Below are 11724 nucleotides of genomic sequence, written 5' to 3'. Positions count from 1 at the left end.
ATCTCTTTTACCGCTGGAGAAGTTTTTTATGTCCCTGCTGCCCTGGCGCGACATCGACACCGTTCTGCTGGACATGGACGGCACGCTGCTGGACCTGCATTACGACAACCATTTCTGGATGGAGCACTTGCCCCAGCGTTACGCCGAGTTGCACGGAGTGAGCCGGGCCATGGCCGAGATGGAATTGCAGCCGCTGTTCGAACGCAATGCCGGCCAGTTGCAGTGGTACTGCCTGGATTTCTGGAGCGCCGAATTGAAACTGCCGGTGCGCGAACTGAAACTGGAAACCGCGCACCTGATCGCCTTGCGCCCGGATGCGGATACGTTTCTGGCGGCGATAAAACAAGCAGGCAAGCGGGTGGTGATGATCACCAATGCGCACCGCGATTCGCTGTCATTGAAGCTGGAAAGGATTGAACTGGCGCCGTATTTCGAGCGTTTGATCAGCTCGCATGATTATGGATTCCCGAAGGAGAATCCGCAGTTCTGGGAGGCGTTGCAGGCCGATATCGGTTTTGACCCGGCGCGCAGTCTGTTTATCGACGATACGTTGCCAATCCTGCGCAGTGCGCAGCGTTTTGGCGTAGCGCACCTGTTGGCGGTGAGTGAGCCGGACAGTCGCAAAGGACCCAAGGACACGGCGGAGTTTGCGGCGGTGGGGGATTATCGGGAGCTTATTGCAGGGCTTTAGACCTTATCGACTGCATCGCGGGCAAGCCACGCGCCCACAGAAGATACAAAACCTGTGGGCGCGTGGCTTGCCCGCGATGGCCATCACACGGTCTTGAGGATTACTCAGGAATCCGCAATGACTGCCCCGGATAGATCTTGTTCACATCCTTGAGCATCGGCTTGTTGGCCTCAAAGATTTTCTGATACTTGTTGGCGTCATGGTAAACGCGTAACGAAATCGCACTTAAGGTATCGCCCTTCTCAACCACGACGAATCGCGCGGCCACAGCCACCGGCCCGGTCACTGTGATCTGGTCATCCACACTGCCCACACCGGCAATATTGCCCATCGCCAGCAGAATCTTTTCCTTCTCTTCCTGACTGCCGACTTCCCCGGTCACGGTCACTTTGTCGCCGTCCACCGTGGCTTGCACATTCGGGTTACCCAGGCCGACCTTGCTGATGTGCTCCTTCAATTGTTCACTGGCATTGGCGTTGCCGGGGGTCAGCAAATCGAGCAGTTTTTCGCCTGCTTCTTTCACAAAGCTCAAAAGACTCATGGTGCACTCTCCTTGGGTTTCAGGTTCCAGACGCAAAAGACTAGACCAAGCTTGTCATCCCCGGTTCCAACCCGACCAATGACGCTGGTCCGGCGCAAGCGCTAGAATCCCCTCCTTCACCGCGCCCTGGAGCGAAGATGGACATCAAGCAGCTCAAATTCCTCATCGCCCTCGACGAAACCCGGCACTTCGGCCAGGCCGCTGCGCGCTGCCACATTACGCAGCCAACCCTGTCCATGCGCCTGCGCAGTCTCGAAGAGGAACTCGACCTGCCGCTGGTCAATCGCGGTCAGCGCTTTGAAGGTTTCACGGCACCAGGTGAACGGGTGCTGGCGTGGGCGCGCACGGTTTTGGCCGCTTACGACGGTTTGCAGGCTGAAGCCGCGGCGTGTCGCGGCAATCTGGTCGGCACGTTGCGGTTGGGTGTGGTGCCGCTGTCGAGTTTTGACCCGCTACCCCTGATGCAACGCCTGCATGCCGAACACCCGAACCTGCGTTTCGAACTCTCGGCGCTCAGCTCAGAGCAAATCCTCGAACAACTGGCGAACAACCGACTCGACCTTGGCGTGTCCTATCTGGAACGCCTGGACGGCGAGCGTTTCGATTCGCTGGCCTTCAGCGAAACCCGCATGGGCCTGCTCTACGATCGTCGTTTCTTCAGTTTCGGCGAAGCGCCGCTCACATGGGAATCGCTGATCGAGTTGCCCCTGGGCATGCTCACCAGCGGCATGCACTTTCGTCAGTCCATCGACCACAACTTCCACAGCCGCGGCCTCACACCCCAACCCCTGCTGCAAACCGATGCCGTCCACCAATTGTTACAAGCGGTGCACGGCGGCCTCTGCTGCGCGGTGATGCCGTTGGACGGTGGCCTGGAAAACCTCACCGATCACTTGCGCCTGCAACCCATCGAAAAAGCGCAAACCCTCGCCCGGCTGGGGCTGATCATGCGTCGAAGCGCGCCGCGTTCGGCCCTGGCGGAAGCCTGTTTCGCGATCTACCAGAAATCACCGACCGACTCTTGATCGACGTCATCTATCGGTAGATCAGTAATAGCGATTAGACGCGACCTATTGACGCGCCTAGGCTTAAGCCTGACCCAACCGTCGGTGATGCCATGAACGCCAAGCGCCCTTCCTGCGCGGCGCCAGCCCTAGAAACGCCCGCGCCAGACGCAAGCCAGACCTACAGCTATAGCGACCTCCAATACACCGAATCAGCCAGCACCGCGCTCGCCGAGGAAGTGGCGTTGGCGATCGCCTACAACGGCATCAGCCAGGCGGTGATGCTGGTGACGCCGACTGACCTTGAAGACTTCATCGTCGGTTTCAGCCTGGGTAGCGGCATCATCGAAGACGCCACCGACATTTATGACCTGCAACTCAGCGGCTCGGGGTCGGCGCAGTACGCGCAAGTGACCATCGCCAATCGCGCCTTCTGGAACCTCAAGCAGCAGCGTCGACAACTGGCCGGCACCAGCGGTTGCGGGCTGTGTGGCGTGGAAGCGGTCGAGCAGGCATTGCCCGATCTCAAGGTATTGCCGGGCGCGCCACTGCCGCCCGCCGAATGGCTCGACGGCCTGCGCCAGCGCATCGGCGCCTTCCAGCCGCTCGGTCAGCACTGCGGTGCGGTGCACGCGGCGGTGTTCATGAACGGTCAGGGCGAACTGCTACTGGGCCGTGAAGATATCGGCCGCCATAACGCCCTCGACAAGCTGATTGGCGGACTGATCCGCCAGAAAATCCCGACCACTGGCGGCCTGGCGATTGTCACCAGCCGCTGCAGCCTCGAATTGATCCAGAAAGTATTACGCGCCGGCATCCAGACCCTGGTCAGCCTGTCGTCGCCCACGGGCCTTGCCGTGCAATGGGCCCGTCGTCACAACCTCAACCTCATCCATCTGCCCCAGAAGAATGCGCCACGGGTCTACAGCCCGGCTTTGGAGAATCAAGCGTGAGTCAACACCGTCAAGCCGACCAGACACCTGTTCCTCGTTACAAGCCTTACAAAGGTCCGGCCGGTGGTTGGGGCGCGCTGGCCAGCGTTGCCCGGGCCTGGTTAACCAGCGACAACGCGCTGAAAAACCTGCGCATGATGCTCAAGACCAACAAGAACGGTGGGTTCGACTGCCCGGGTTGCGCCTGGGGCGATTCCAAGGAAGCCGGCATGGTGGCGTTCTGCGAGAACGGCGCCAAAGCGGTGAACTGGGAAGCGACCAAACGCCGTGTCGATGGTGCGTTTTTCGCCAAGCACAGCGTCAGTTCGTTGCTGGAACAAAGTGATTACTGGCTCGAGTACCAGGGCCGTTTGACCGAGCCGATGTGCTACGACGCCGACACCGATCGTTACAAGCCGATCAGCTGGGAAGCCGCGTTCGCCTTGATCGCCAAGCATTTGCAGGGCCTGTCGAGCCCGAACCAGGCCGAGTTCTACACCTCGGGCCGGGCGAGCAACGAAGCGGCGTACCTCTATCAATTGTTCGTGCGCACTTACGGCACCAACAACTTCCCCGACTGCTCGAACATGTGCCACGAGGCCAGCGGTGTGGCATTGGCGCAGAGCGTTGGCGTCGGCAAAGGCACCGTGACCTTCGACGACTTCGAACATGCCGATGCAATTTTCGTCTGGGGCCAGAACCCCGGCACCAACCACCCGCGAATGCTCGAACCACTGCGCGAAGCGGTGAAACGCGGTGCGCAGGTGGTGTGTATCAACCCGCTCAAAGAGCGCGGCCTGGAACGCTTCCAGCATCCGCAACACCCGATCGAAATGCTCACCAACGGCGACAAACCAACCAATACCGCGTACTTCCGTCCGGCATTGGGCGGCGACATGGCAATCATGCGCGGCATGGCGAAGTTTCTGCTGCAGTGGGAACGCGATGCGCAGAAGGCCGGTGAGCCTGCAGTGTTCGACCACGACTTCCTCAACGAACACAGCGCCAATGTCCTGGAATACCTGGCTGCCGTCGACGATACGCCGTGGGAGCAGATCGTCGAACAGTCCGGCCTGCCTCTGGTGGAGATCGAGCAAGCGGCGCGTATGTACGTCAAGGCCAAGAACGTGATCATGTGCTGGGCGATGGGCATCACCCAGCACCGCCATTCGGTGGCGACCATCCAGGAAATCGCCAACCTGATGCTGCTGCGCGGCAACATCGGCCGACCGGGCGCCGGTCTGTGCCCGGTGCGTGGCCACAGTAACGTGCAGGGCGACCGGACCATGGGCATCAACGAGCGTCCGCCGGTGGCGTTCCTCGATTCGCTGGAGCGTCGCTTCCGGTTCAAGGTGCCGCGTGACAATGGCCACAACGTCGTCGAAGCGATTCACGCCATGGCCGACGGTCGCTCCAAAGTGTTCATCGGCCTGGGTGGCAACTTCGCCCAAGCCACGCCGGACAGCTCGCGCACTTTCCAGGCGTTGAGCAATTGCGACCTGACCGTGCAAATCAGCACCAAGCTTAACCGCAGCCATTTGGCCCACGGCAAAGAGGCGCTGATCCTGCCGTGCCTGGGCCGTACCGACATCGACATCCAGACCGAAGGCCCGCAAGCGGTGACCGTGGAAGACTCGTTCAGCATGGTCCACGCCTCCAACGGCCAGTTGCAGGCGCTGTCGAACCAGATGCGCTCGGAGCCGTCGATCATTGCCGGCATCGCCGCCGCCACGCTGGGCAGCAAACCGGTGGACTGGAACTGGCTGGTGGCCGATTACGACCGTATCCGCGACCTGATTGCCGACACGATCCCGGGCTTCCGGGACTTCAACGAGAAGATCAAGAATCCGGGCGGTTTCTACCTCGGCAACAGTGCTGGTGCACGCAAGTGGAATACCCCGTCGGGGCGCGCGAATTTCCGTCCAAATGTCTTGCCCAAAGACCTGGTGCACGAACGCACCCGCGCGACGGGCGTGTTGCCGGATCTGATCATGCAGTCGATGCGTTCCCACGATCAGTACAACACCACGATTTATGGTCTTGATGACCGTTACCGTGGCGTAAAGGGTCAGCGCGATGTGTTGTTTGTGAACGAGGCCGACATCATTCGCCTGGGTTTCAAGCCGGGGCAGAAGACTGACATCGTTTCGATCTGGGATGACGGGCGTGAGCGCCGCGTGAAGGGTTTCACATTGTTGGCGTTTGATATTCCCGCGGGGCAAGCGGCGGCTTATTACCCGGAAGTGAATCCGCTGGTGCCGCTGGAAAGCATCGGGGATGGCAGCCATACGCCGACGTCGAAGTTTGTGGCGATCCGGTTGGAAATGGCGAGTGAGACTGGATTGATATTGGCCAAGTCGGCTTAACGTTTCGTCAGATCTAGCGCTATCAAACTAACTGGATTTTCCGGACCAACCACTTTCCAATCGCCCACAAAAAAGGCCGTTTCTATAAAGAAATGGCCTGTGCGAAGTAATTAAAGACCGGCGAAAAACCGTTAAGTTCCGTCTAAAAAACAGTAACTTATAGAAATGTGCTGAAGTCGTGTTACTCGTCGGATTTCGATTGTCACCGCCCCGACACAGCCTCAGGATCGCGCCGTCATCCCCTTGAGGTTCCTCCATGAAGTTCTCCTCGATTCTCTTGTTGTCCCTTGGCTTGTTCAGTGGCCTTGCTTCTGCTGGCGGCACCACCGAAGCAGGTGTGGGCGGCGCATTGGGCGGGGTTCTTGGCTCGGTCGTCGGTCAATCGCTGGGCGGCAATACTGGTTCCACCATCGGCGCGGCCCTGGGCGGCGCGGGCGGTAGCGCAGTCGGCGCAAACAAACACAGCCGTGGCGAAGCCGCCATTGGTGGTGCGCTGGGCGCAGCAGGCGGTAACGTGGTCGGCCGCAGCATGGGCGGCACCACCGGCAGCCTGATCGGCTCCGCAGCAGGCGGCGGTGCCGGTGGCGCGCTGGGTAACTACATGGGCAACAAATACGATGATGAGGGCGACAACGATAGTCGCTCCTATCGTGGTCATGGTGATCGTGGCTACTACCGTGACGGCCACCCAGGCCGCGGTCATGCCTATGGCCACCGTAAGCATCACCATCGCTATCGCGACTGAGGCTTCTATCGCCTCGTTGGCCGGTACATAAAAATCGCAGCCCTTGGGCTGCGATTTTTTTTTGCCTGGTTTACACCACCAGGCGCTCCAGCGCCTCACGCAATCCTGACGGAATCGATACAGGCTGAGTCGAAGCACGATCGACAAACACATGCACAAAACGCCCGGCCGCGCAGGCTTCGTCTTCCCCTTGCTTGAACACCGCCAATTCGTATTGCACTGAACTGTTGCCGAGCTTGCCGACCCGCAGGCCGATCTCGATCCGGTCCGGAAAGGCGATGGATGCAAAGTAATCGCACGCTGAACTCACGACAAAACCCACCACCTCACCGTCATGGATATCCAGACCACCGACGTCGATCAGGTAGGTGTTCACCGCCGTGTCGAAGAAGCTGTAGTAGGTGACGTTGTTGACGTGACCGTAAGCGTCGTTGTCGTGCCAGCGCGTGGTGATCGGCTGGAAGTGCGGGTAGTCGGTGCGTTGGTTCATGCGCAACTCTCGTCTGGAAGTGGCTGAAGTCTACCGATCCGCAAAGCCTTTACCCACCGCTGCCAGCTCACCGATCAGGCGTGCCGGCTTCCAGTGGTCGCCCTGCCGGGTTTCCAGGGCCATCAAGCGTTGGTGGATGTCTGCCAGGCCTTGCTGATCCGCCCAGGCCATTGGCCCGCCCTTCGCCGCCGGGAAACCGTAGCCGTTGAGGTACACCAGATCGATATCGTGCGCTGACTGCGCAATGCCTTCCTGAAGGATCTTCGCCCCTTCGTTGACCAGGGCCAGCAAGCAACGCTCCAAAATCTCCTCAGCGCTGATCTCACGACGCTGGAAGCCCAATCCTTCGCTGACCTGCAGCACCAGCGCATCGACTTCCACATCGTGCTCGGCCTGACGGCTGCCGGGCTCGTAGTGGTAATAACCGTTGCCACTCTTCTGACCGAAACGCCCGAGTTCGCACAACCGGTTGTCCACTTGAACCTCCGGTGCATCCTGGCCTGTACCCGCCAGTTCCCGAGCGCGCCACCCGAGGTCGACGCCCACCACGTCGTACATGCGAAACGGCCCCATGGCGAAACCGAACCCTTGCAGCGCCGCATCCACTTGATACGGATAAGCGCCCTCCAACAGCATTTTGCGTGCTTCGAGCACATAGGTATTGAGCATGCGGTTGCCGATGAAACCGTCGCAGTTGCCCGCCACCACGCTGACCTTGCCCATGCGCTTGCCTAGCGCCAATGCCGCATCAAGCACCGCCGGTGCAGTCTGGGCGCCACGGACGACTTCCAGCAGTTTCATGATGTGGGCCGGGCTGAAGAAGTGCAGGCCCAACACTTGCTGCGGACGGCGAGTGGCGGCGGCAATGGCGTCGATATCCAGCGCCGATGTATTACTCGCCAGAATCGCTTCGGGTTTGAGCAGACCGTCCAACTCGCGGAAAATTTTCTGTTTCAGCTCCAGGTTTTCGTACACCGCCTCGATCACCAGATCGACCTCGCGGATCGCTGCGTAATCCGCCGCTGCGGTCACACGCGCAGTGCGTGCATCGGCCTCGGCCTGATCGATACGCCCTTGTCGCACATTGTGAGCGTTGGTGTCGGCGACGGTCGCCAGCGCCTGTTCAAGCATCTGCGGATTGTTATCCACCCACTGCACCGGCACCCCGGCGTTGGCCAGACACATGACAATGCCACGGCCCATGGTGCCCGCCCCGATGACGGCGGCGCGCTGAATATTGAATGGCGTCTGGCTCATGATTTGCTCTCTTGTTGGCGATCCAAAGACAGCCCCCACCATAGTCAGGCATCGTGGGTTTTTGAAATTTATTCCTGTGATGAGCAACATTCAGCGGATGGATGTGGCCACAGACCTGCTTTCACAGGAGACGGTTCAGCCTGAGCGATGTTGCTCTGCCCATTCACGCACTTCGCCATACGGATAATCTTCCAACGCCGCAAACCCTGGGACAGTCCGCGCTTTCAGCTTGGTAAACAGCGGCACGCTGATCCCGCACAGGAAACGTGTCACCCGTTCAGCCGAAGGGACGTTGCCCGTGTGTTGCTCATGCCTGTGGATAAAATCACCGCACAACGCTGCGAAATTTTTATCCACAAGCGCTGGCAATTCCGGCGGCGCAGGCAACCTCGCTACATGCCCGTGACACACCGAGCAATGCCCGCATTGCCGAGGTGCGTTTTCGTCGCCGAAATATTCGGCCAGGCGATAACCCAGGCAGTGGTCTGTGGCAAACAGATCCAGCATGGCGTGAATCCGGGCGATCTCTGTACGTTCATGTTGGGTGAAGTAAGCGTGCAATTCGGCACTCAGGGCCTGACTGTCGAAGCTCGTTTGCAGCAGGCTGTAGACCTCGGTCATCTGCTTGCTTTCAAGCTCGACCCACCCCTTCTCCTGGAAATAATCCAGCGCCTTGACCACCCGGTTGCGCTCCGCCTGATGCTGTTCATACAGCGCGTCGAAATTCACTGTTGCCCAGGTTCGCGCGCGGCTGGAGGTCTGGATAATCGCGGCGACGAAGTCCCTTCGCTCACCCTCGAAGCGCGCGAGCAAGGCTTCCGGTTCTTGCAAATACTTGAACCGGTATTCAGCGTAGTACGCGTAACGCGGGGCAATCAAACCACGCAGCTCCAATTGAACCAGCAAGGTCTTGAGCGGCAATTGGCGAATGTTGCTTTGATCGGCTAACGGCCCCAACAAAAACTCCCACTGCCCCTCAGGCGCGGCGGCGAGTATTTCATCGAGCACACAGCGGATCCCGTCCAGCTCTGGCGTGTCGCCGTAGACGAAATTTTCCAGCACGTTGAGGCTGTCACGGTTAGCCAACACCAGACAGTCGGAGGGCTGCCCGTCACGCCCCGCGCGGCCGATTTCCTGGCTGTAGTTTTCAATGGATTTGGGCAGGTCGAAATGCACCACGCTGCGGATGTCGCTTTTATCGATCCCCATGCCAAACGCAATGGTGGCGACGATGCAATTCGACTGCCCGGCCATGAACCGTTTCTGGATCGCTTCCCGTTGATCGTGAGGCAAACCGGCGTGATAGGCCTCAGCCTGAATGCCGTTGCGCCCTAAGTGTTCGGCGATGTGCTCAGCGGTTTTTTGCAAGGTGACATAGACGATGCTCGGCTGATGGGGGCGTTCGCTCATCCATTCAACCAGGCGTCGGCGTTTGTCCTGACCGCGTACGGGCTCGACTAACAAATTGAGGTTTGACCGGTAGAACCCCGTGGTCACGACATCGTCCGGGGCGATGGCGAATTTGGCCTGCATGTCGGCGATTACCTTGGGCGTCGCAGTCGCGGTCAGCAGCAGTGCCTGCGGGATATTGAACTGACGCTGGTAGTCGGGCAGCTTGAGGTAGTCGGGGCGGAAGTTGTGGCCCCACTCCGAAATGCAGTGCGCCTCGTCCACCACCAGCAGCGAGATGGGGACTTGCTGCAGGAAGTTGCGGAAGCGCTCGTTCTTCAGGCGCTCCACCGAGATCATCAAAATTTTCAACTCGCCTGACTTGGCCCGAGCCATCACCTCGCTGGCGTCATCGCGACTCTGCGCCGAATCGATACTGCCCGCCGCGACACCGTGGCGTTGCAGGAACGCCAGTTGATCCTGCATCAACGCCAGCAACGGAGACACCACCAGCGTGAGGTGCGGCAGCAACAGGGCCGGCAGCTGATAGCAAAGAGACTTGCCGGAACCGGTGGGGAAAATCGCCGCCGCCGAGCGCCCGGCCAACACCGCGCTGACAGCCGCCTCCTGACCGGGACGAAACTGTGGATAACCGAAAACCTGTTCCAGGGTGTTGTGCATAAGCTGTCACTCCGTTGACCGCTGCGAAGCCCAAAGCCTAGCCGGCAAACGCAGCGAGTCGAGAAAAGGTCGGGACCAAAACGATACGGGATGATACAGCGTCGCCCTATGGGGCTTGGCCACAGAATGAAACAAACGAAACACTTTGTTCCTCGCCGTGCCGTTCGCTCTGACGGTAAGGTCTTTCTCGCAAAATAGCTGTCCGCGCACTTCACATCACGGCAGGACGCCTGATGGCGCGGCATTTGAATAAGGAATGACCATGCTCCAAAAATCGATTGTTGCCATTGCGCTGATCCTGACTTCCCTGCTGCTGAGTGCCTGCGATGGACCACTTACGGAGCCACCGTTGCTCGCTGTGTACGACACTCTGGAGTGTTCGGCCCAATTAGCCTGGCGAACTTCCTGACAACTGCGGGTCAAGTGCCCGGCTCTTGCTCGCCCACGCAGCATGAGCCGGGCTGATTCCCCTCAAGCGCTGCACAGGCGTTTTCGAAACCTCCTACAGATTCTGACGCCCTCTCTTCCGGCGCTTGAAGCGCGGCGCCTGACGATCCCGTAGGAAATTCGCCTCCCAAGGGTATTGGTGAAAAAAACCTCGGACCGTGCGTAGGCAAAAGGCGACACCCACAGTAAATCCCCTACAAACCCTGTCCATTTGCGCGGTATTGCGAGGCCTGGATGCACGCCCCTATAGTTTGCCGCGCCGCTGAAAACAGGACGGACCTCATGCAAGACCGCTATCGCCCACTCAAAACCAGTTACAGCGAAACACCCGTGTTGGTCATCGACACTGCCGCAGATCCTCACGAAATACTCGACGCTGCCCGCCAACGCATCCACGCCGCCAGCGGCCTGCTCGAAACCCTTTATTGCCTGTGTTTCAAACAAGCTGACACAGGCGACATCCCCAACATCGTGAATGCGTTGTACCTGCTGACCCAAGACGGCGACGAGCTGCTGGAAATCGCCCGCCAGCGCCTGCCGAAAATCACCTCTGGTTAATGCCCGGATGAAAATCCCTGTGGGAGCCGGGCTTGCCCGCGATGAACGATAACGCGGTAGGCCTGAATGCCACCAATCGATAGTTATTTCGGCAAGTATGTGCACGCTATATGGTGGCTGTGTTTGGGGCGCCTTCAGGCGTGCCGGCCTTTATGGGTTCCAACGGTTGACCAACCCGAACACAGTCCGCCTCCATCGCTTGGTCACGATGGTAGCGGCTTCATCTAATGCATTTGAGAATACATAAAATGAAGACATGGAACCCGTCCACAAGCGGTCGCTATCTCCCACTGCAAACCAACCTCACCGATTCCCCGCCCCTGATAATCGACACAGAGGCCAACCCCCAGGACATCTTCGAAGCTGCCATGCAGCGCATCCGAGCCTCCAGCGACCTCCTGAAAACCCTGCACTGCATTTGCTTCAAACACGGCGACGTCGAAGACATTCCCCACATTACCCTCGCGCGTTACCTGCCGACCCAGGACGGCTTTGACCTGATGCAAGTCGCCCACAATGCATGATGAGCTGGAAAGAACCTGCCTGACGCCGAGTGAGATGAAGATCGTTCCCACGCTCTGCGTGGGAACGATCAATGGACGAAATCTCAAGAGGTGAGCGTC

Annotated in this window: 10 protein-coding genes and 1 pseudogene; 7 read left to right on the top strand and 4 right to left on the bottom strand. The window is 59.3% G+C overall.

What is annotated here, in order from left to right:
- Nucleotides 1-28: 28 nt before the first annotated feature.
- Nucleotides 29-691: a GMP/IMP nucleotidase gene (yrfG, locus tag J2X66_RS17095; RefSeq protein ID WP_310266393.1), complete on the top strand. Its 663-nt coding sequence runs from the start codon at nucleotides 29-31 to the stop codon at nucleotides 689-691.
- 100 nt (nucleotides 692-791) lie between these two features.
- Here yrfG and lysM read toward each other — a convergent pair whose 3' ends face one another.
- Nucleotides 792-1232, bottom strand: a complete 441-nt coding sequence (gene lysM / locus J2X66_RS17090; protein ID WP_310266390.1) for a peptidoglycan-binding protein LysM — start codon at nucleotides 1230-1232, stop codon at nucleotides 792-794.
- A 137-nt stretch (nucleotides 1233-1369) separates the two neighbouring features.
- On the opposite strand from lysM, the gene J2X66_RS17085 reads away from it, so the two are divergent.
- The 4 genes from J2X66_RS17085 (at nucleotide 1370) to J2X66_RS17070 (ending at nucleotide 6279) form a co-directional block, all read left to right on the top strand.
- Nucleotides 1370-2257 (top strand): LysR family transcriptional regulator, encoded by an 888-nt coding sequence (locus tag J2X66_RS17085; protein ID WP_027922219.1) that lies wholly within the window; start codon nucleotides 1370-1372, stop codon nucleotides 2255-2257.
- Nucleotides 2258-2349: 92 nt separating this feature from the next.
- A complete protein-coding gene (fdhD, locus tag J2X66_RS17080; protein ID WP_027922220.1) occupies nucleotides 2350-3189 on the top strand; it encodes a formate dehydrogenase accessory sulfurtransferase FdhD in 840 nt (279 codons plus the stop codon).
- The gene (locus J2X66_RS17075) at nucleotides 3186-5534 is read left to right on the top strand and encodes an FdhF/YdeP family oxidoreductase (protein WP_310266387.1); all 2349 of its coding nucleotides are present in this window, start codon (nucleotides 3186-3188) and stop codon (nucleotides 5532-5534) included. The genes fdhD and J2X66_RS17075 overlap by 4 nt, the downstream gene beginning before the upstream one ends.
- A 256-nt stretch (nucleotides 5535-5790) precedes the next feature.
- On the top strand, nucleotides 5791-6279 hold the full coding sequence (locus tag J2X66_RS17070) for a glycine zipper domain-containing protein (protein ID WP_027922222.1): 489 nt from the start codon (nucleotides 5791-5793) through the stop codon (nucleotides 6277-6279).
- 70 nt (nucleotides 6280-6349) lie between these two features.
- On the opposite strand, the gene J2X66_RS17065 is transcribed toward J2X66_RS17070, so the two are convergent.
- The 3 genes from J2X66_RS17065 to J2X66_RS17055 form a co-directional block, all read right to left on the bottom strand.
- Complete coding sequence (locus J2X66_RS17065) at nucleotides 6350-6769, bottom strand: thioesterase family protein (protein ID WP_059181821.1); 420 nt, start codon at nucleotides 6767-6769, stop codon at nucleotides 6350-6352.
- 30 nt (nucleotides 6770-6799) lie between these two features.
- Nucleotides 6800-8026: a 3-hydroxyacyl-CoA dehydrogenase NAD-binding domain-containing protein gene (locus J2X66_RS17060; RefSeq protein ID WP_310266385.1), complete on the bottom strand. Its 1227-nt coding sequence runs from the start codon at nucleotides 8024-8026 to the stop codon at nucleotides 6800-6802.
- A gap of 135 nt (nucleotides 8027-8161) precedes the next feature.
- Nucleotides 8162-10096, bottom strand: a complete 1935-nt coding sequence (locus J2X66_RS17055; RefSeq protein WP_310266383.1) for an ATP-dependent DNA helicase RecQ — start codon at nucleotides 10094-10096, stop codon at nucleotides 8162-8164.
- 729 nt (nucleotides 10097-10825) lie between these two features.
- On the opposite strand from J2X66_RS17055, the gene J2X66_RS17050 reads away from it, so the two are divergent.
- Nucleotides 10826-11101, top strand: a complete 276-nt coding sequence (locus tag J2X66_RS17050) for a hypothetical protein (RefSeq protein ID WP_310266382.1) — start codon at nucleotides 10826-10828, stop codon at nucleotides 11099-11101.
- 248 nt (nucleotides 11102-11349) lie between these two features.
- Nucleotides 11350-11648 (top strand): annotated as a pseudogene (locus J2X66_RS17045) (hypothetical protein).
- Nucleotides 11649-11724: the final 76 nt, after the last annotated feature.

The organism is Pseudomonas sp. 3296, from assembly GCF_031456615.1.
GTDB lineage: Bacteria > Pseudomonadota > Gammaproteobacteria > Pseudomonadales > Pseudomonadaceae > Aquipseudomonas > Aquipseudomonas mucoides.
The sequence above is the reverse complement of the archived record's forward strand: the minus strand, read 5'-3'. Positions and strand labels throughout refer to the sequence as shown.

Coding starts and splice junctions, on each gene's coding strand:
- J2X66_RS17055 (WP_310266383.1), bottom strand. CDS start 10,096: ATGCACAACACCCTGGAACAGGTTTTCGGTTATCCACAGTTTCGTCCC.
- yrfG (WP_310266393.1), top strand. CDS start 29: ATGTCCCTGCTGCCCTGGCGCGACATCGACACCGTTCTGCTGGACATG.
- J2X66_RS17085 (WP_027922219.1), top strand. CDS start 1,370: ATGGACATCAAGCAGCTCAAATTCCTCATCGCCCTCGACGAAACCCGG.
- J2X66_RS17070 (WP_027922222.1), top strand. CDS start 5,791: ATGAAGTTCTCCTCGATTCTCTTGTTGTCCCTTGGCTTGTTCAGTGGC.
- fdhD (WP_027922220.1), top strand. CDS start 2,350: ATGAACGCCAAGCGCCCTTCCTGCGCGGCGCCAGCCCTAGAAACGCCC.
- J2X66_RS17060 (WP_310266385.1), bottom strand. CDS start 8,026: ATGAGCCAGACGCCATTCAATATTCAGCGCGCCGCCGTCATCGGGGCG.
- J2X66_RS17065 (WP_059181821.1), bottom strand. CDS start 6,769: ATGAACCAACGCACCGACTACCCGCACTTCCAGCCGATCACCACGCGC.
- J2X66_RS17050 (WP_310266382.1), top strand. CDS start 10,826: ATGCAAGACCGCTATCGCCCACTCAAAACCAGTTACAGCGAAACACCC.
- lysM (WP_310266390.1), bottom strand. CDS start 1,232: ATGAGTCTTTTGAGCTTTGTGAAAGAAGCAGGCGAAAAACTGCTCGAT.